This window comes from Saprospiraceae bacterium (genome assembly GCA_016710235.1).
Taxonomy (GTDB): domain Bacteria; phylum Bacteroidota; class Bacteroidia; order Chitinophagales; family Saprospiraceae; genus Vicinibacter.
In genome coordinates this window covers 562,692-584,016 of sequence record JADJLG010000001.1, presented here as the reverse complement: position 1 = coordinate 584,016, position 21,325 = coordinate 562,692, and the positions used below count along the sequence as shown (strand labels likewise).

Sequence of the window (21,325 nt, the reverse complement as noted above, 5' to 3'; positions counted from 1 at the left end):
CAGATTAAATGCTTAACTATATAGTTAGGACTAATTTGAGTTCTTATAGTTGTTGTAAGGAATTAATTACTTGAAGTTTGTATTTATCACCGATTGGAATGACATGTGTCCCAATAGTCACTTCTTCAGTGGTAAGAAATGAAATTTTGTTTTTGTTTATAATATACGATCTATGTATTCTGATAAACTGCTTGGGAAGCTTTTGTTCAAGATCTTTCAAATTCATCAATGCCATGTGTTGGTTATTAGGTAATATAAAAGTCACATAGTTTGATTCTGATCTAACGAAAAGAATTTGGTCAAAAATAATTCTGACATATTTATTTCCATCCTTAATATAAAAAAAATCATCAGAATTTTCTTGGTTTTCTATAGTCGATTGTGTGTCAATTTTGGCCATTGATTTGAGAAATCTATCAAAGGATAATGGTTTTAGCATATAATCTTTGATGATTTCGTAGTCATAACTTTTGGCAGCAAAATCATCTGATGAAGTGATCATGATCACTGGAATATTGCCTTGCAGGAATTCTAAAAAATCCTTTCCTTTCATATCGGGTAAATTGTAATCAAGAAATAGAATATTGAATTCACCTGATAGCAAGGTTCTTAATCCTTCTTTCCCGGTAGTAACATGGGTTGCATATAAAAATTTATTACTCTTATTGCAGAAGTGTTTGAGTAGATCTCCGAGCAATGGATCATCATCTATGATTAAAGCTTTATATTTAGAAGTAACTGACACTAAAGTACCTAACAGATTGACTTGCAACGAGTGGTAAATTGTATCTACCCACAATATCAGTGCCAAACTTACGATTCCTACTAAAGTTGTGATTTTACCTTAACTGGAACTCAATGGGTAGCCGAAACTGAACACTCACGGCGCTTCCGTGATGTTTGCCCGGAATCCAATCTGGCATTGCTTTAACAACTCGGAGAGCCTCAAAATCGCATTCCCTCGAGAGGCTTTTTACAATCTTTGGGTCTTTGATGGTACCCTCTGGATCCACGATAAAGCCGACTACTACTATACCATAAACTAGGTTTTGTACTGCACTGGGAGGATATCTGAGGTTAGTTCGAATAAAATCCTGCATTTTCCTCGTTCCACCCGGAAACTGGGGCATTATGTCAACAAATTTGAATGGTGCATCTGAACTTGTTGTAGATGAACCACCAGGATTGGATGAGGAAGTATTATTTGTATTTTCTGATTGACTGGAATTTGATTTCATTGTCGAATCTGTGGATGGACTCTGAGTGTTTAACTCCTTTGCTGCTACGACAGGAACGTCTTCTTTAACAATTTGAGGAGTTTTATCTGATTTTGTCGAGACATGTGCTTTTACTGAACTATTGGCAATTTTAGGAAGAGGATGTAATGGAGGACCGGGAAGGTTAAGAGGTGCTGTGGTAGGCGAGAAAGGATCTAAATTTATTTCTCTTACTTCAAAGTACTCATTTGGAGAAAAAAGAGAGCTTATTTTGGGCCATAGAGTAACAATGAGTACAAGGATAATCGAAGCAGAAAAGCCAATACTCATGCGCTTTTTATATGCTCGTCTGAGTGCATAAGCTCCATACTTTTGGTTTCGGAATTGAAATACCAAATCCATCCAACTGTCTTGATCCAATGGAAACTGTGAAAAAAATTGATATATTTTAGCCAAAAGCATATTAATATGGCAACATAAACGTACTCACAAGCGTAAAATTACTTGCTTTTTATTAATTCTTAGAAATCAGCAAGCGCGATCATTGAGAATATTGTAGTTTTCAGCTGGAAGAATTTCATGTAGGGGGCTTTGGATAGTCCATAATCTTATAAAGATTTCATTCATAATTAATTTTAGTGGTTGGTGATAGTGAAAAGTTACTACTTGTTTGTTAAAAATCTAAATTTGCATACTTATGGTAGATGCATTAATATTTGTTTTTGTACTAGGGTACTTGTTCATAGTTTTTGAAAATAAACTGGGGATAAACAAAGCTTCTGTTGCTATTTTAACCGGAGTAGTTTGTTGGGTATTCATTATGATGTCAGAAGAATATTCTGATGTGAACCAAATTTTGGTAGATCATTTAGGTTCGATTTCTGGAATACTTTTTTTTCTGTTGGGTGCAATGACTATCGTTGAGTTAATTGATGCTCATGATGGCTTTCACTTCATCATTGAGAGAATTAAAATAAAAGATAAAAACCGCTTCGTTTGGCTAATTTCAGTTATTGCTTTTTTTCTGTCTGCGGTGCTCGATAATCTTACTACTGCTATTGTGATGACCACACTCAGCTCAAAAATGATTGAAAATCGCAGGGAGCTATGGTTGCTGTGTGGCTTGATTATTATATCCGCTAATGCAGGAGGAGCCTGGAGCCCTGTAGGAGATGTAACTACTACAATGCTTTGGATAGAAAATCAAATCACAACTAGAGAGATTATTTTGGCGGTATTTCCTGCAGCTTTAGTGAGCGCTATTGTAGCTACGGCTTTGGTGGCCAGGAAGTTTAAAGGCAGTATCGAATTCAAGCACGGAAATCAAAATGGAAGTATTTCGATTTATGATAGAAATTTAATTTTTTTCTTGGGTCTTGGTTCTATCTTGTTTGTTCCGGTTTTTAAATCTATAACACATTTGCCACCATATATGGGGATGTTGTTTTCATTGTCATTGGTTTGGATTGTTACTGAAATAATGCATAGAGGAAAAGGTGATGCCGAGAAAGGATTATTATCGATCAACCATGCATTGCGAAAAATTGATACTCCAAGTATTTTATTTTTTCTTGGAATTCTTCTCGCAATTTCAAGTTTAGAAACCGTCGGAAGCCTGAAGATTATCGCAAATAGTTTGGATCAACATGTTCCAAATGTAACCGCCAATGGCACTCTGATCGGATTGATTTCAGCTGTTGTCGACAATGTACCTCTTGTAGCTGCATGTCAGGGGATGTATCCGATTGGTAGATACCCGCAGGATGATTATTTTTGGCATTTGTTGGCGTATGCTGCAGGTACTGGTGGCAGCTGTCTGATTGTTGGTTCTGCGGCGGGAGTTGCAGTAATGGGATTGGTCAAAGTTGATTTTCTTTGGTATTTGAAAAATGTAAGTATTATTGCTTTAGTTTCTTTTTTGGCAGGGATTTTAGTCATAGCACTCCAATTCAACATATTCTATTGAAGCAGAATTTTTAATTGTGTTGTTGCATTACATTATTTACCTTTGGTATAAATATTTTATATGCATTATTATAAATTGGGAAAATTACCTCATAAGCGGCACACGCAATTCCGCAAACCTGATGGAAGGCTTTATGAAGAACAGCTATTTTCAACTGAAGGCTTTTCAGATTTATATTCTTTACTATATCATTGTAATGCACCCACACAGATCGTTCAGGTAGATGATCCTTATAGTGTGGCCCCAAAATTAGTACATGATAAACAATTGAAGCATCGCTGTTTAAAAGGATTTAATATCTCACCGGAGAAAGATTATTTGAACTCCAGGAAACCGGTTTTAGTAAATGATGATTGTAAAATATCGTTAGCTGCGCCACTTGAATCCGTAACAGACTATTATTTTAAGAATGCTGATGCAGATGAAGTTATTTTTATTCATGAAGGAAGTGGTATTTTAAAATCGATGTATGGGAATCTTTCTTTTTCTTATGGAGATTATATTGTCATTCCGAGAGGTACTATTTATCAACTCCATTTTCATGATAATAACAATCGTTTATTTATAGTTGAATCTACTGGTCCTGTCACTTTTCCTAAAAGGTATAGAAATGACTTTGGACAATTATTGGAACACTCTCCTTATTGTGAACGGGATATCAGAAAACCTGAGATACTTGAGACTTTCGATGAGCAGGGTAATTTTAAAGTATTTATCAAAAAACAAGATTACATTTATCCATACCATTATCTCAACCACCCATTCGATGTCATAGGTTGGGATGGGTTTGTATATCCTTATGCTTTATCAATTCACGATTTCGAGCCAATTACTGGTCGAGTACATCAACCTCCTCCCGTTCATCAAACTTTTGATGGAAGGAATTTTGTAATTTGTTCCTTTGTTCCACGATTGTTTGATTATCATCCATTGGCTATTCCCGCTCCTTATAATCACAGTAATATTGACAGCGATGAGGTATTATATTATGTTGATGGTGATTTCATGAGTCGGAAGCATGTAGAGCGTGGGATGATTACCCTGCATCCTGGAGGAATTCCACACGGACCACATCCTGGAACTGTAGAAAAGAGTATTGGAGCTAAAGAAACACGAGAATTGGCAGTAATGGTGGATACTTTTAAGCCTCTGTTGATGACAGAATACGCTTCAATTGTTGAAGATAAAGACTACTACCTGAGTTGGTTAACCAAATGATTTATTCCTCTAGGTAAAAGCCATATTCTCTGATATAGAAATCAGTTTCAGATTTGTTTTCTTTTTTGCAAAAATGGTGCTCAGTACATCATTTTCAATAAGATAAATATGCACCAATAGGACCAAAATCCATGCACCTATATATCAGAAAAGTGATATATGGTCCTATTTAATTGAATCTGTTTTAAAGTTTTCGTTCTTTTCCAAAGGCATATGACAAACCGGACATTCCCCAGGATGATCACTGCCGCTTCCTTTACAATGCATTGGACAAATGAATGCTGATAAGTATTCCGGTCCGGTAAGATCTTGAGATTCTATTTTATTTGCAGGTTTTGAAGGCTTGCAAGAAACCATGGAAAACACGAAAGTACCAATAACAATTGAGGCAAAGATGGATATAAATTTAGTCATAATAAATAATTAATAAGCTTTTGCAAATAACACTCTTCTCGAAGATGGCTTACCTGAAAAAATACATTTTCCCGGTTCAGTTTTCGAATCTTCAGGTATGCATCGAATAGTAGCTTTTGTTTTTTCTTTTATGGCAAGTTCAGTTTCGGTAGTGCCATCCCAATGCGCATAGATAAAGCCGGGTTTGGTTTCCATGATGTTTTCAAATTCACTCCATTCGTCAACTATATGCGTATTGTCTTCCCGGAGTTTTTTTGCTCGTGAAAATAAATTGTTTTGTATATCATCAAGCAAGTTGATTACATAATGATCAATCTCATCAATTGAAACAGATTTTTTTTCCTTTGTGTCGCGGCGTGCTACTTCTACGACTCCTTGTTCAATGTCTCGGAGACCGATACCAATTCTTACAGGTACACCCTTTAGTTCATATTCAGCAAATTTAAAGCCAGGCCTGTTTTTTTCATCTTGGTCAAATACCACCTTGATCCCTTTTGTTTTTAAAGAGTTCATGATTTTGTGAGCAAGTTCATTGATTACAGGATCCGGTTTAGGGATTGGAATAAGAACTACCTGTATTGGCGCCAATTTCGGCGGTAAAACCAAGCCATCATCATCCGAGTGACTCATCACCAATGCACCAATCAATCTTGTAGAAACTCCCCATGAAGTAGCGTATACAAATTCCTCTTTGTTCAGTTCATTCAAAAATTTTACGTTGAAGGCAATTGCAAAATTCTGACCCAAGTAATGGGAGGTGCCCGCTTGCAAAGCTTTACCATCTTGCATCATTGCCTCAATAGTAAATGTATCGTCGGCACCGGCAAATCTTTCATTTTCCGTTTTTGCCCCTTTGATGACAGGCATCGCCATGTAATCTTCTGCGAATCGTGTATAAATTTCATGCATTTTCGCAGCCTCCTGCATTGCTTCCTCCTTGGATGCATGCGCTGTGTGACCTTCTTGCCAAAGAAATTCGGTAGTTCTCAAAAATGGTCGAGTTCTCATTTCCCATCTGACCACATTGGCCCATTGATTAATCAAGATTGGTAGATCGCGATAAGATTGAATCCAATCTCTATATGTATTCCATATGATGGCTTCTGAGGTAGGTCGAACCACCAGCTCTTCATCCAATTTTGCTTCGGGATCAGCCATCAATTTGCCCGGGTGTTCAGGATTGTTTTTAAGCCTATAGTGTGTTACAACAGCACATTCTTTGGCGAATCCTTCAGCATTTTTTTCTTCTGCTTCAAACAGGTTTTTTGGTACAAAAAGTGGAAAATATGCATTGACATGTCCGGTTTCTTTGAACATTTTATCTAAGATATCTCTAATATTTTCCCATAGCGCGTACCCGTGTGGTTTGATCACCATACATCCTCTAACGGCTGATTGGTCGGCCAGACCTGCTCGGTAGACGATGTCATTGTACCATTGACTGTAATCCTCACTGCGTGAGCTGATCGCTTTTGCCATAAACTATTGATTAGTAGTGAGGCAAAGGTAGTCAAAAGCAGATAAATAGGATTTAAGCGTTAAAGAAAGGATAGAAACATGTTTTAACGAAGTCCTAATAAATTTTAAATACATTTTAACAAAACACAGTTAACTTCCGTCTTAAATTGCAGTCATAACAGTAGAAATAAAAGAAAAATGTTACGAAAACTAATTTTATCCGCTTTTACCTTGGTTGGTTTAATGACGGTTGTCCAAGCACAGTTTGACGATGCTTATTACGACCCTCAAGACAATCAAAACTCCTACGATCGAAGCATCAATACGGATTATGCCAATACGAAGGAGGATCAAGAACCAATATCTTATGACGAAAAAGATTTTGATGACGAGTATGCTGATATCGAAGATCAGGATTATTACTACGCATCCAGAATCAAGCGATTTCACAGGCCTTACAATGGATTTGATTACTATGATCCTTGTTTTGTGAATCCTTACTATTATGATCCGTACAGATATGATCCATGGCTTTTTGACCGAGATATTTATTACTCGTACAATACCGGATATTCTGACTATTGGAGATGGAGAAGATGGTCAAGATACAATAATTGGGATGCGTACAGCTATTGGAATCATTTTGATTGGTATTGGGGCTTTTCTCCTTATACCGTGAGTTACAGATATTATTACAACCCATATTATTACAATAACCATTGCGGTTTTGGTTGGTCATTTTACAATGATTGGTATAGTCCGCATTATGGTGGATATTATGGCAACCATCACTATAACTCTAATGATAACTGGGATCATAATAGAAATCCAAAGGGAAGCTATTACGGAAGTAGACGAAATGGATTTTATTCCGGATCTGGTTCTGGACCTGTTAGAGTGAGCGGGCCTGAATTCAACCCTAGGAAAGCAACAGGTGGAGGCGTCAGCCCTGATAATGGAAGGTCAACACCCCGAAAAATAATTTCTGTGGATGGAGGTCGGGAAGTGAAACCTTCGAATACAGGCTCTGAAGACGGATCAGGTTCAAGAGTCAGCCCGAGGGTAAACGAAAAGTATCGAAATTCAGAACCATCTCAAATAGATCCTCATCGGGAATCAGGGGATTCGCCATCAAGTGGACAATCACCAAGACGCAAAATGGAATCTGACAACAGTTCTCCTTCCACCAGACCGAATGGGTCTAATAATGAAAGGGGAATATCTCCTTCAGACAGGTCCACACCAAGAAAATTTCAATCTGGCTCTGTAGAGCAAAATAATAACGATTACATGGATAACAGATCTTTTCAACAAGAGAAACCTGGCCGTTTTGAAAGAAAAGAAAGGCCAAATGAACGTTCAAACAATAATGATCAATTTAAAGAAAAGAGGGATAGAGATGGTTCCATAAATGAAGGCCGAAATTCTTCAAGAGGTTCTTTCAATTTTTTGAAAGAAAGTTCAAGGTCAAGTAGCTTTGGAGATTCAGATAGAGGGAGTTCAAGAAGTTCAGGCAACTCTTCCTCATCAGGTAGGAGTTCAGGTAATTCTTCTTCTTCTTCAAACGGGAATTCTTCAGGTCGAAAATCCCCAAGATAGTAGACTCATATAATTGTATAATCATAAGTAGGTTTATTAAAGGGTAGCAGTCGATAAGTTTTTTATTCTGCTACCCTTTTTTATAAAGATGAAATATCAAACAGAACAAGATGAAAAAATCACTATTCATTACTATCATATTAATCATTCTAAATCATTTTGAATCACAAAGCCAAACTATTTCGGATGCATACCGGTATTCTGATAGAAGAAGCACAAGTTCGGCAGCAGCTTTAGGACTATCGAACGCAGTTGGGGCCTTAGGTGCAGATTTTTCAGCGATTTCAATAAATCCTGCAGGAATCGGAGTGTATAGAAATAGTTTATATCACTTAGGTGTTGATGTTCCTTTTTACACTGTGGAATCCAGATTGTCAAATGGAGAAAGCAATAATCGGAATTTTAAAACTACAGACGCGACTTTCAATTTTGCAAATACTGTGGGTGCAGTTTTTTCAATAGAACAGCATAATTCTCCTTGGAAGTTCGTCAATATAGGGATTGGATTAAACAAAACTGCTGATTATAATCAATCATTTTATTTTTCAGGTAAATCACAAGGGTCAATTACAGATAGATTTCTTGAGCTGGCATTAGACCCAAATGGTAATTATCCTGCCGGAATAAATCCAAATAATTTGGACAATTTTGAGGCTGGCTTAGCATATGAAACGGGAGCCATTTTTGATCCAAATTTGAATGATAACAAAACAGAGTATACTACTGATTTCATTAAGTTTAAAAATTATCCAGTGAAGAAAGATCAGTTAGTAAACGAAAGGGGTAAGGCTTCAGATTTATACTTTATGGTAGGTGGAAACTACAATGATAAGTTAATGTTTGGAGTGAGTATTCAAATGCCATTTGGAAATTACAGATCACGCAAAACCTACAAGGAAGGAGAATCTAGTTTAAATGAATATTCTCCATTCAAAGGGCTTATTTTTGAAGACTCATTGTCTACAAACTTTACCGGAATCCAGGGTAGTTTTGGTGCTATTTACAAATTTAATGAACATTGGAGAGGGGGTTTTAGTTATCGTACTCCTTCATATCTATGGTTGCGCGATGAATTTCACACAAGTCTAAGCTACACATTCGAAAACAATAATGTGGAGGAAACTTATTATTCTCAGTCTCCGGATGGCACCTTCAAATATAATCTCAGAACCCCGGGTTCAATTACAACTTCCATAGCATATGTTGTAGAAAAAGGGCTGATTTCTTTGGATATGGATTTTACGGATTATAGTAAAATGAAATTTAATCTTTCCGGACAAGGTAGTTCCACTGATGATTATGCTTATGAAAGCCTGTTGAATGAACAAATTGTAAATCAATATCAGACAACTGCTTCTGTGAGATTAGGTGGAGAACTGAAATTTCATGGTTTAAAATTAAGAGCTGGAGGAGCGGCAACTTCTTCTCCTTATAAAGAGGATACAAATACAAATTTTTCCTATTCACTAGGATTAGGTGTAAAATATGAAAAGTCTTATTTTGATTTTGGATTCCAACAGAATTCATTGAAAGACAGTTATGCTCCCTATTTGACAAGTTCCTCTGATTTTGATGGAAATGGCACTGTAGATGCTCTTACTCCCGTAGTAAAACGTAATTTGAAGAAGTCGAATATTTTAGTTTCCTGGGTGTTGAAATTTTAATTCACCAATGTAAAGGGCATCCCGAATGTTTTAACAGTGTAGGTCGTTCATCATCAGAGAATAGCTGCTTTTCATGCTCAATTGCGGCTTTTGGTTTGGTGTTTAATTTTTGGTAGATAACAAAAAAAAGGCTATCTATGCAAAAATTTGTCATGCTGTTTTTGTTCTCACCTTCCAAAGATCTGGACATGAAAAGCGAAGCTCCAATTCCATCCGAGAGCATTCCGGCATTGTGGGCACAAGCTTGGCCAATCGTAGAGCTTATGAAAAGGAAGAAGCCTAAAGCACTCATGAGTTTAATGGATATTTCAGAAAAACTAGCCATTGAAAACGTTAACAGGTATTCTGTTATGTCTGATAAATTTCAAGAGGACAATTCGAAACCGGCGATCTTTGCATTTAGCGGCGACGTTTACAGAGGATTAGACATCAAACAGTTACCAGAAACGGCTCAAAAATATTGCATACAACATTTGAGAATTTTATCTGGATTATATGGTGTTCTCAGACCATTGGATGCTATTCAAGCATACCGCCTTGAAATGGGAGTATCTTTAAAAGTAGGTAGAAAAAAAAATTTGGTCGCTTATTGGAGTGACCTGATCCACAATACTATACAAGAGGAAATTAACTCTAATCAATTTCAGGCTCTTATTAATCTTTCATCACAAGAATATTTTCAGGTTCTTGAAAATAAAAAATTTAACGTTCCACTCATACATATTCATTTTAGAGAACAGAGGAATGGAAAATTACAATTCGTATCTTTTAATGCCAAGAAGGCGAGAGGTTTGATGTTAAGATTTGCCTCAACCACAGATGCAAAGAAGAAAGAAGATTTATTAAAATTTGATTTGGAAAGTTATCGTTTCGAGACAACTGTTTCAGACGAGAATAATTGGTATTTTACCAGATAAAATAATGTCAAAATGTTGAGAGTTTTAATTTCTATGGTATGTTGTGCAGTTTGGTTGTTTTTCACCCACACTGTTCTGAATTTGGGCGGTAATAGGTTGCCGCAAATTTCTTCTTTTTTTTCTCCTCATACAGGATTTTGGCAGAATGCATATCGGTTAGACAATTTTAAAACTAAAGAATTTCAAAATGCCGGAATTCAAGGAAGTGTCATATACGATGACAGGATGGTGCCTCATATTTTTGCAGATAATCTTAGTGATGCATATTTTTTGCAAGGTTATGTTCATGCTACTCTTCGGTTATGGCAGATGGATTTTTCAACTCGCGCTGCTGAAGGAAGAATTTCTGAAATAGTAGGAGCTAAAGCTTTAGAATTTGATCGAATTAAAAGGAGAAAGGGCTTCGCCCAATCAGCAAGCCAAAGTGTTGAAACCTGGAAAAAATTTCCTGAATCATATAAATTATGTGAAGCTTATGCTGCTGGTGTAAATTATTACTTGGATCAGATGTCAGATAAGGATTTGCCGATTGAATATAAACTGATGAATTTTAAACCTGAAAGATGGAGCCCATACAAATCCTCTCTCTTTCATAAAAGTATGGCAGAAGTTCTGTGTGGTAGAGAAACCGATGTTGAACTCAGTAATGCAAAATTGAAGTTTGGGAATGACTTTCAGTTTTTATTTCCAGAAGATCCTGAAGTTCAAGATCCGGTAATTCCTGTTGGGACGAAATGGAATTTCAGTCAAGATTCAATATTGGGCATGAGTGGAAACTCGGATGACTCATTTATAGGATATTTATTTCAACCTAAAGAATATTCATCTTCTGGTTTGGGGAGCAACAATTGGGCAGTTTCCGCAGCTAAGACTCAAAATAAATTTCCCATATTATGTAATGATCCACACCTTACTTTGACTTTGCCAAACATTTGGTTTGAACAACAAATTATTACACCTGAAAGGAATGTTTATGGAGTGACATTTCCTGGAATACCAGGTATCGTCATCGGATTTAATGAAGATATTGCCTGGGGTGTCACCAACGGTGGTTGGGATGTTTTGGATTGGTATTCCATAAAATGGAAGGACCAACAGAAAAAGGAATATTTGTATGACGGAAAGTATATTCCTGTAGAAATTAGAATAGATACAATTAAAATAGCAGGGAGTTTACCTGTGTATGATTCAGTGAAATTGACTAAATGGGGACCAATAGTTTATAGCCAGTCAAAAGACAAGAAATATGATTTAGCTATGAAATGGGTCATTCAGGACAAATGGGATTATTGTGAACTAGATGCCTTCACCGGACTTAACCAAGCTAGAACGTATTCTGATTATCGCAATGCAATCAAGCATTTTCCTTATCCTGCACAGAATTTTGCATTTGCCTCTACAAAGGGTGATATAGCCATAACAGTGCAAGGACGTATGCCAATAAAATCAAAAGAGCAAGGAAGGTTTGTATCTGATGGAACCGATTCCAAGAATAACTGGAAGGGCTATTTAGAATCGGATTTTAATCCGCATACACTCAATCCGCAAAGAGGATTCATTTCTTCTGCAAACCAAAAATCGACCGATTCGACATTTCCCCTGTACTACAACGATGGAGATTTTAGAGAATATCGAGGACAAATGGTCAACAGAATTTTAGCTTTAGAGGATAAATGGACTGTGGACAAAATGATACAGATGCAGATGAATAACCACAGTCTTAAAGCGGAGTCCGTGCTGCCTGTTTTATTGAAATGTATTGGAAATTATTCTTCCAACCCTTTAATCGAAAAACTGAAAACTTGGAATTACGATTATGAAAAATCAATGACGCAACCTGTTTATTTTGAGATTTGGTTCGATTACTTGATGAAATTGACCTGGGACGAAGTTTATCAAGATACCCTGCTGCGCAACACTGCCGTGCCAAGTGATTTAGTGACTATTAAATTATTGAATAAAGATTCCACAAGTTTATATTTTGACATAAAGAGCACACGAGAGAGAGAAAAGTCTTGTGATATCGTGAGGATGGCTTTTGATAGTATGGCATATAAAATCAGATTGTTGAATTTGGAAGAGATGCCTTGGGGAAAGTACAAAGACGCTGCTATACCACATATCGCTAAGATTCCTTCTTTTGGGGTGGAACACTTGCAGACTTCAGGAAATGCTGATATTATAAATGCACATGCCAAAACATTTGGTCCTTCCTGGAGGATGATTGTGGAACTGAGAGATACCGGACCTCAAGCATATGATGTTTATCCGGGGGGACAGTCCGGTCATCCAGGGAGTGCATATTATACCAATCTGTTGGAAAAATGGACATTGGGTGAATATTATCCATTACTTTACTGTAAGCAGAAAGCGGACTTGGAAGGTAAAATTATTTTTCAAACTGATTTCAAAAATTAAACAAAATGAAGACTTCACTATATGTCATTTTACTTACAGCTGCTTCAGTTTTAATTCAAGGGTTTGATCCAATTTATACCGTATTGATAAGTAGCATTTTCTTGTCTGTTGCATTTAGATTAAAATCAGGAATTGCATTTGCTGCTTCATTTGCCGCCGTTTACATGGGTTGGTTAAGTTATTGTATTTTTCTAGATCGTGGTATGAGTTCTCAATATTCGAGCATGATTGGAAATATTTTTCAGGGGATAAGCGGATTCAATTTAAAAATTATCACGGCATTTGTCGGGGGCATAACTGCGGGTTTAGGAGCTTGGTTTGGAGCTAGTGTGCGACAAATGATTCTAGGTCGCTTTTTGCTTATCGGCTTATTGATACTGACCAATTCTCATGTTTTTTCTCAGAGCAACTATGCTCCAAACAGGGCCATTCAGCTTTATAGAAAGGCTCATGGTGATGCAAGGGTGTTTGTTAACTATTTCGATCAGTTATTAGCTTTGGATGGTGGAAATAGAGAAACCATCTATTCTACTGCATTGCCAGAGATTTTTGTTGGTATAACGCACAAGCTGACACTTGGCTTGAGATTGAAGTTTAGGAGTATGGCTTCAGGTTCTGCAGTCGAACTGAATGATTTATTTTGTTCGGCAGATGCTCCATTGGATTCAAAAAAAAGATCGGGATTTACATCAGTAAGTGTGCTGTTGAGACATGGAATTGGAACTTCTACTTGGGTGGGTCAGCACAGCGTATCTTTTCCATTAGCTAGAGATTTAGAAGACAATACAAAAGGTTGGTTGGATTGGAATCATTTCAGTTTGCAATCTCAATTTTTTCACAACTACCAGCAAGGCAGATTCTATTTGTTCTTTGAGGGTTCTGCGATGGCTGAAAATTTGAGCAGCAACATTTTTCGTCAACATAAGGATTATTATTGGCAAGGAAGTTTGCCCTGTACTTTTATTCCAGGATATAGATTGTTGAGTTCATTCTATATGTATAGCTTATTTCAAATTAGTCCACTATGGCAGTTCGAAAAGTCCGGCGAAAATAGAGCTTCATTGGATTTTAATCCTTACACTCAGCTTGGCTTGGGAGCAAAATATTTTATTGGAACCCAATTGGAAGTGGAAGCCATCACAAGTATTTTCAAGAACCTTAAGGATAGCAGACAATTAGCATATGTGCTAAATGGTGGCTTGAGGTACTATTTCTAGGGCTAAATTGACTGGGCAGTTAACGCAAAAAGCCTATATTTGAAGGATCAATGAAAGCAATATTTCACGTCGGTAGGTATTTGTTGATGCTGCAGCAGACTTTCAAAAAGCCTGAGAATTGGTCCATGTATTGGAAAGAGACCATGCGCCAAATGAACAGTATTGGGATTGGATCTCTGGTGATCGTTGCTATAATCAGTATATTTATTGGTGCTGTGACGGCAGTACAATTTTCTTATCAGATGGCGGGTTCACTGATACCTAGGTACTATATAGGTTATATAGTTAGAGACATGACAATAATTGAACTCGCACCTACATTTTCATGCATGGTTTTAGCCGGAAAAGTAGGATCAAGTTTAGCTTCAGAAATCGGAGGTATGAGACAGAAAGAGCATATCGATGCGATGGAGATTATGGGTGTCAATACAACAGCCTACTTGATCCAGCCAAAGATTATTGCTGCATTGGTAGTGATCCCGATGTTGGTTTGTATTGGAGCTTTTATCAGTATCGTGGGAGGCTATCTTGCCAGTGTTCCTACTGGAATATTCACACATGGAGAGTACGTTCAGGGATTAAGGAGTTTTTTTATACCTTACAACGTCACCATGATGTTCGTCAAAGCTTTCACTTTCTCCTTCATTCTTACCACAGTATCTTGTTATCAGGGTTACTATGTCAAAGGTGGAAGTATCGAGCTCGGCAATGCAAGTACTCAAGCAGTAGTATATTCCAATATTTTAATTCTGCTTTCAGATTATGTAATTGCAATGATGATGGCAGTATGATCAGAGTAGAACACATTTTCAAAACCTTTGGCACTCAGGAAGTCCTCAAAGATGTAAGTTGTGATTTTGCTAAAGGAAAAACCAATTTAATCATAGGACGTTCAGGAGCTGGAAAAACTGTGTTGCTTAAAATATTAATTGGGCTAATTCCTCCCACAGATGGAAAAGTTTTTTATGGAGATCAGGATTTCTACCAGCTGAATAAAAAACAAACGCGAGAATTGAGAATGCAAATAGGAATGTTGTTCCAAGGTTCCGCCTTATTTGATTTCATGAATGTAGAAGAGAACATTAGGTTTCCATTGGATATGTTTACCAAAATGACGCCAAAGGAAAAGAAATTGAGAGTGGATTATTGCTTGGAACGCGTGTCTTTAGCTGGAAATAACCACAAGTTTCCATCCGAACTTTCTGGTGGAATGCAAAAAAGGGTCGGTATTGCAAGGGCTATTTCACTCAATCCTAAATATTTGTTTTGTGACGAACCGAATTCAGGCTTGGATCCAAAAACTTCAATATTGATTGATAAATTGATTTATGATATTACTAAGGAAAATAATATCATTACTGTGATCAATACCCATGATATGAATAGTGTGATGGAAATAGGTGAGAATATTTTATTTTTGGATGATGGCAGATTGGAATGGAACGGAACTAAAGAAGAAGTCCTTGACACAGAAAATACAGCATTGCAAGGTTTCATTTTTGCATCTCCATTTTTGCAACGTATGAAGAAAATGGCACAAGGCAATTGAAAATGTTCACATAATAAATTGCATTCAATATTCGTTCTGTAAATGATAGGAAAAATAAGGATAAGTTCATCTTTAAACAGATAAATTGGATATGGATCGACATGAATTTTTTAGACAATTGCGAGAAAGTAGAAACGATTCTGCTCAAGCATTGCCCCCTTCAGCATCACTTGACCCCTATACGGGACCATGGACTCCAAGTCAAGCCATTCATCTATTGAGACGTACTTGCTTTGGTGCTCCTCCTGCAGATGTAAAACGATTGGTTTCAATGACAATGCAGCAAGCAGTAGATAGTTTGTTACAATTGGACGCGATTCCTGCTCCACCACTAAATATTTACAGTACTGCACAGGCTCCGGATCCTGATGTGCCTTATGGCCAGACTTTTGTCAACGCTCCTTTCAATGCTGCTTTACCTGCCGAATATTATACTGCCAGAATCAACGTTTTTAAAGCCTGGTGGATGGGCAATATTATCCAACAGAAATCCACCATTTCAGAAAAAATGACCCTTTTTTGGCACAATCATTTTGCAACTGAAGCAGATACGGTATTATATGGACAAGCAAGTTATTTTTATTATAAACTTTTACGTGAAAACTGTCTCGGAAATATCAAATCGCTGGCATTAAAAGTCAGTAAAGATCCGGCTATGTTGAGATATCTCAACGGTTATGTGAATTCAAAAACAGCACCTGACGAAAACTATGCCCGCGAACTAATGGAGCTGTTTACATTAGGCAAAGGCCCGGACTCCAGATATACTGAAGATGACGTCAAAGCAGCTGCTAAAATATTGACAGGATACCGAATTAATCCGCTCTCCTCACCAATATCTTATTTTTTTCTTTTTACCGAACATGACACTGGTAACAAGAAATTTTCGAGTTTTTTCAATAACGCAACTATAACAGGTAAATTATTGAATGCCGGCGAGAATGAATTGGACGAGCTGATTACGATGCTGTTCAACCAAACAGAAACAGCCAGACATCTATGTAGAAAGTTGTATCAGTTTTTTGTATATTATGATATAACTCCGGAGATTGAAACTAATGTGATAATACCACTAGCTGAAGATCTGAAAAACGCGAATTATAATATTCTACCAGTCCTCCAAAAATTATTTCGTTCTCAACATTTTTACGATTATCTAAGCATCGGTTGCGTTATCAAGAATCCGATCGATTATGCAGTCGGAATGATCAGAGAAATGAAAGTTAGTCTTCCCTCATCTGCCCAGTTAGTTGATCAATATTTGTCCTGGGGATTGGTAACCATTCTGGCAGCTTATCAAGGATTAAATATTGCTGATCCACCTGTTGTTTCAGGATGGCAAGCCTGGTATCAAGCTCCACAATTTCACGAAATTTGGATCAATGCGGATACTTTAGCAAATCGGAATAAAGTTGCTGATAACATAACCAGCCCAAATGGAATAGAGTATCTGACGATTAATTTGAAAATTGATCCGACTCTTTTTGCATCACAATTGACAAATCCATATTCTGCTTCAGAGTTGGTTTCGGAATCCGTATTGTATTTGTACAACTATACTCTGTCGAATCAGTCCTTGGATTATCTAAAGAGCTTTCTCATATCCGGATTGCCAGACGAGAGTTATTGGACCCAGATTTGGACTGCATATATTGTTGATCCGACTGACCCTGTTTCAAAAAATGCAGCTGTAACGAGATTGAATGCCTTGTACCGAGAAATAATTAGTCAGGCAGAGTATCATTTAAGTTAAGTGTAGTTAATATTTTATCCAAGGTGATTTCACAAATTGAAAATTAAGATGAAAAGAAGAAAATTCATCCAGACAACTTCCACAAGCATTGTGGTGCCTTCTATTTTTAACCAATTGCCGGTGACTGCATTTAGTGATCAGTCAATGTTGCAATCATTAATGCTACCTGTTGCAGACAATGATCATGTGATGGTACTGATTTATCTCGGTGGCGGCAATGATGGATTAAATACTGTTGTGCCTTTGGATCAAATGTCAGCTTTGGCAACGGCTCGGCCTAATATTCGTTTACTTGACTCTGAAATTCTCAAACTGAACGGAAATGCCACGGTCGGATTACATCCACAGATGAAAGGTTTTCAAACATTGTTCAACGAAAACAAATTGGCAATCGTGCAATCTGTTGGTTATCCTGATCCGAATTTTTCGCATTTTAGATCTACTGATATTTGGACTTCTGCCTCAGATGCAAATAAAGTCGTAGATACAGGATGGCTGGGGCGTTATTTGTATCATCAGTATCCTGGATTTCCATTGAATTATCCAAATCAAGCTGAACCAGATCCACTAGCCATTCAGATTGGATCAAATTTACCACTTTTATTCCAGGGTCAAATTGCTCAAATGTCAATGAATGTGAGCAATCCTGATATTTTCGGTGCTTGGCCAAATGGAATTCAAGATCCAGCACCATCAACTCCTTTGGGGAAAGAATTAAGCTATATCAGGACGATATCTAGACAATCCAAAAATTATGCAGACGCCTTGGTAAAGGCATTTTTATTAGGCACAAACAAAGTAGTATATCCTGATCAGAATCCCCTTGGAGATGCACTGAAAGCTATTGCGAGAATCATTAAAGGTGGCCTGCGAACGAAGTTATACATGGTTGGAATTTCAGGGTTTGATACACATGCGGCTCAAGGTGCTAAAGAAGGTCAACACGCTACACTATTGAAGTACCTTTCAGATGGAATCTTAGCTTTTCAACAAGATTTAGCTGCATTGGCTATAGAGGATAGAGTGATTGGAATGACATTTTCAGAGTTTGGGAGAAGGATCAAGGATAATGCAAGTGGAGGTACAGACCATGGAGCAGCAGGACCATTATTCTTGTTTGGCAAGAGTGTTCAATCAGGCATTTTTGGCAATAACCCACAAATCCCTGCAAATGTTTCTGAGGCTGACAATCTTCCAATGCAAATTGATTTCAGGACCGTTTATCAATCAGTGTTGAATGACTGGTTCTGTGTAAATAAGCAAACTACTCAAGAAATATTATTCAACTCGTTTACTAACTTACCACTGATAAAAAATAATTGTGCTACTGATACAATAGACTATTATCAGAAGTCAGTGGAAAAGTTAAAATTGAAAATATATCCTAATCCGGTTGTTACAACCTGTAAAATTGAACTGAGTTCACACCGTGGAAAAACATTGCTTCAGTTATTTGATCCTTTGGGGCGCATGATTAAAGTTTTATACACCGGTATTTTAGATGAAGGAATACATCATTTCGTATTTGAAAATGAAAATTATCCATCAGGAAATTATTATATACGTGTTCAGCAAGGCTCAGTTCAGAAAACAGAAATGCTAATGATTCATTCAGAAGTGTAAAGACTCAGTTTTTTAAATTTAATTCAGGCTTCACCTCTATTGTGCTGTTTCCATATACTCCAGATCAGGTGAGGTACCAAACACACAGTACAAATCATAGTTGCTACGCTAAAAAAAACCATTTCAGAGCGAATATAGTTTCCAATACCTTCCTGGTCATCAATAGGAAGATGGGAAGTGATTTCTTGCAAACCAGTGTCATCAATTAAAGCTTTGAAATCATAAAAAGTTTCAAAACTAAAAAAGAATACAGGCATCATCAATATGATCATTGCAAATTTTAAATACTGAAAACGGGCATATGGTGTAAGCTTCCAAAAAAATAACCATCTGAGGAACAGAATAAATAGGAGGACAAAAACCGTATTTGATTTATAAAACGAATATGGTATGTCATAGTAATAAATAGGCAGCAAGACAAACAAAGCAAATATTGCTGCAAATATCCACCAAAGTAATTCTGCAATAAGAACTTGAGATTTTCCGGCCTTAAGCATATTTTTCAAATCGATCTTGCGGATTATCCCTTTTTATAAATAATGCGGCAATAGCTGCAATCAAAAAACTTATCAAGATGCTTCCAAAAATCAGATTTAGAATTCGGGAAAAATCCAGATTTTTCTGATTGGTGATCATTTCAATCTGCGTATCTGAAGCTTCATCTCCTACCATTCCTCTCATTTTTTCAATCAATTGTATTGCTTGTTCTTTTTCACTTTCAAAAGCAGAAGAATCAATAAATTCATTAAACAAAAGCAGAAATAATGTCTGGGTGATAAATATTATCATGCCACATACGAACATTGATGTCATGGCTGATTTCCATTTGATAAATCCTCCCATTTCATCCCTGTATCTCATGCCTGCCATTGAAATGATTGCCAGTGACGCAATAAACACTAATGTGCGAATCATTGTGTTTTGCATCATTGCGGGATTGATTAAATATAAGATCAGATCGATGACAATACTGACAGCGGCAAAAATTAACCCAAATCGTATTGGCGTTTTGAATGAATTCATTTTTTATTGTTTAACGATTGTCGTAGAAATTGTTTTTACAATATATACCTAAAGCTTTCCCCTTGAAAGTAACTCCAGGGTAAGGTGTGTTTTTTGATTTTGAATGAATGTTTTCACTAGTATACTTCCATTCAGTTTCCGGATGAAACCAGCACAGGTCTGCTTTTTCGTTGATTTGAATACTGGTACTTGGAAGGTTGAAAATTTGTCTCGGACGGATTGCTACACATTCTACCCAAATTTCATCAGTCAAGACTTTATCGCCAAAGGTGCGCAGCGATGCATAAGCTGTTTCAAGGTTGATGGATCCAAAAGCGGACTGCTGAAATTCTAAGTCTTTTTTTTCGGTATCCCATGGAGTATGATCACTCACGATGATGTCTATACTTCTATCCAAGACGCCTTTGACTAGGGATTTTAATGTAGCTCCATCACGAAGAGGAGGTCTGAATTTATAATTCACCTCAAAATCTATCAAGGATTTATCTTCAAAAAGCAAATTGAAAATAGAAACCGTCGAAAAAATATGATCACTTTGCTTTTTTGCTCTTCTTATCTTATCTGTGGAATATGATGTAGATATTTTATGAAGCATCAATCTAGATCCCGTATATTCTTGTAGAGATAGATCTCGATCCAGCATTATTTTTTCAGCAATTTCGGGAATACCTTTCAAACCCAGAAAAGTGCTTATCTGTCCTTCATGCATTTGTCCGGTCCCTGCGATCATAGCATCTTCAGGAATGTTAATGACCAGACCTTTCGGGATCAGTTTAGAATATTCTAAAGCGCGAAGCATCATGCCTTGGTGTTGCATAGATATACTTCCATCTGAAAAAGCGACTGCACCGGCATCATACATTTGAAGGTAGTCGGCCATTTCTTTTGCCAGTCCATCTTTACTCAGAGCTCCAATTGGAAATATACTTACTTGCAGTCGGGAAGTATGATTGACTATAGACTGCACTTCTGTCTTAGAATGTGTAAAGGGTTGGTTATTTGGAAATGTCAGCAAAGTAGTATATCCTCCTTTTTGAGCAGCTGCTGCTAAACTTTTCCAAGTTTCTCGGTGCTCGTTTCCGGGCTCTCCTGAACAAGTCCCTACATCAACCCATCCGGGTGATAATATAGATCCATTGTTGTGGAGTGGAATCACTTCTGGCGATGCTTTGATAAACTTGTTGATTTTAGTGATCGTGCCATCTTGAATCAACACATCGCAGACACTTTTGTGAAAAGAACTGTTAGGGTCCAGAATTTTTACTTGTTTGAACAATATTGGATTCATA

Annotated in this window: 18 protein-coding genes; 11 read left to right on the top strand and 7 right to left on the bottom strand. The window is 37.0% G+C overall.

Annotated elements, in window-relative coordinates:
- Positions 1-43: 43 nt before the first annotated feature.
- Entirely contained in the window at positions 44-811 is a 768-nt protein-coding gene (locus IPI99_02500) for a response regulator transcription factor (protein MBK7339379.1), read from the bottom strand.
- Positions 812-839: 28 nt separating this feature from the next.
- Positions 840-1,679 carry a TonB family protein gene (locus tag IPI99_02495; GenBank protein ID MBK7339378.1) on the bottom strand — a complete coding sequence of 280 codons (840 nt, stop codon included), beginning with the start codon at positions 1,677-1,679 and terminating at the stop codon, positions 840-842.
- 235 nt (positions 1,680-1,914) lie between these two features.
- On the opposite strand from IPI99_02495, the gene nhaD reads away from it, so the two are divergent.
- Positions 1,915-3,183 (top strand): sodium:proton antiporter NhaD, encoded by a 1,269-nt coding sequence (gene nhaD / locus IPI99_02490; protein MBK7339377.1) that lies wholly within the window; start codon positions 1,915-1,917, stop codon positions 3,181-3,183.
- Positions 3,184-3,243: 60 nt separating this feature from the next.
- On the top strand, positions 3,244-4,401 hold the full coding sequence (locus IPI99_02485; GenBank protein ID MBK7339376.1) for a homogentisate 1,2-dioxygenase: 1,158 nt from the start codon (positions 3,244-3,246) through the stop codon (positions 4,399-4,401).
- Between the two features lie 165 nt (positions 4,402-4,566).
- Here the strand turns inward: IPI99_02485 and IPI99_02480 are convergent, their stop codons facing one another.
- On the bottom strand, positions 4,567-4,815 hold the full coding sequence (locus IPI99_02480; protein ID MBK7339375.1) for a hypothetical protein: 249 nt from the start codon (positions 4,813-4,815) through the stop codon (positions 4,567-4,569).
- A gap of 9 nt (positions 4,816-4,824) precedes the next feature.
- A complete protein-coding gene (locus IPI99_02475) occupies positions 4,825-6,294 on the bottom strand; it encodes a proline--tRNA ligase (protein ID MBK7339374.1) in 1,470 nt (489 codons plus the stop codon).
- 177 nt (positions 6,295-6,471) lie between these two features.
- Between IPI99_02475 and IPI99_02470 the strand changes: the two genes are divergently transcribed.
- The 9 genes from IPI99_02470 (at position 6,472) to IPI99_02430 (ending at position 19,013) form a co-directional block, all read left to right on the top strand.
- Complete coding sequence (locus IPI99_02470) at positions 6,472-7,872, top strand: hypothetical protein (GenBank protein MBK7339373.1); 1,401 nt, start codon at positions 6,472-6,474, stop codon at positions 7,870-7,872.
- A gap of 110 nt (positions 7,873-7,982) precedes the next feature.
- Entirely contained in the window at positions 7,983-9,536 is a 1,554-nt protein-coding gene (locus IPI99_02465; protein MBK7339372.1) for a hypothetical protein, read from the top strand.
- Positions 9,537-9,673: 137 nt separating this feature from the next.
- Positions 9,674-10,453: a peroxide stress protein YaaA gene (yaaA, locus tag IPI99_02460; GenBank protein ID MBK7339371.1), complete on the top strand. Its 780-nt coding sequence runs from the start codon at positions 9,674-9,676 to the stop codon at positions 10,451-10,453.
- Between the two features lie 12 nt (positions 10,454-10,465).
- The gene (locus tag IPI99_02455; GenBank protein MBK7339370.1) at positions 10,466-12,871 is read left to right on the top strand and encodes a penicillin acylase family protein; all 2,406 of its coding nucleotides are present in this window, start codon (positions 10,466-10,468) and stop codon (positions 12,869-12,871) included.
- 5 nt (positions 12,872-12,876) lie between these two features.
- The gene (locus IPI99_02450; protein MBK7339369.1) at positions 12,877-14,088 is read left to right on the top strand and encodes a hypothetical protein; all 1,212 of its coding nucleotides are present in this window, start codon (positions 12,877-12,879) and stop codon (positions 14,086-14,088) included.
- Positions 14,089-14,138: 50 nt separating this feature from the next.
- Positions 14,139-14,879: an ABC transporter permease gene (locus IPI99_02445; protein ID MBK7339368.1), complete on the top strand. Its 741-nt coding sequence runs from the start codon at positions 14,139-14,141 to the stop codon at positions 14,877-14,879.
- Positions 14,876-15,637: an ATP-binding cassette domain-containing protein gene (locus IPI99_02440; GenBank protein MBK7339367.1), complete on the top strand. Its 762-nt coding sequence runs from the start codon at positions 14,876-14,878 to the stop codon at positions 15,635-15,637. Before IPI99_02445 ends, IPI99_02440 begins: the two co-directional genes overlap by 4 nt.
- A gap of 91 nt (positions 15,638-15,728) precedes the next feature.
- Positions 15,729-17,390 carry a DUF1800 domain-containing protein gene (locus IPI99_02435; GenBank protein ID MBK7339366.1) on the top strand — a complete coding sequence of 554 codons (1,662 nt, stop codon included), beginning with the start codon at positions 15,729-15,731 and terminating at the stop codon, positions 17,388-17,390.
- 48 nt (positions 17,391-17,438) lie between these two features.
- Positions 17,439-19,013, top strand: a complete 1,575-nt coding sequence (locus IPI99_02430) for a DUF1501 domain-containing protein (protein ID MBK7339365.1) — start codon at positions 17,439-17,441, stop codon at positions 19,011-19,013.
- Positions 19,014-19,036: 23 nt separating this feature from the next.
- Here IPI99_02430 and IPI99_02425 read toward each other — a convergent pair whose 3' ends face one another.
- From IPI99_02425 to IPI99_02415, 3 genes are read right to left on the bottom strand one after another with little or no spacing between them, the layout of a single operon-like run.
- Positions 19,037-19,510 carry a hypothetical protein gene (locus IPI99_02425; GenBank protein MBK7339364.1) on the bottom strand — a complete coding sequence of 158 codons (474 nt, stop codon included), beginning with the start codon at positions 19,508-19,510 and terminating at the stop codon, positions 19,037-19,039.
- Positions 19,503-20,036 (bottom strand): DUF4199 domain-containing protein, encoded by a 534-nt coding sequence (locus tag IPI99_02420; GenBank protein ID MBK7339363.1) that lies wholly within the window; start codon positions 20,034-20,036, stop codon positions 19,503-19,505. Before IPI99_02420 ends, IPI99_02425 begins: the two co-directional genes overlap by 8 nt.
- 10 nt (positions 20,037-20,046) lie before the next feature.
- Positions 20,047-21,324, bottom strand: coding sequence for a dihydroorotase (locus tag IPI99_02415; GenBank protein ID MBK7339362.1), 1,278 nt, complete (start codon positions 21,322-21,324; stop codon positions 20,047-20,049).
- Between the last annotated feature and the right edge of the window lies 1 nt (position 21,325).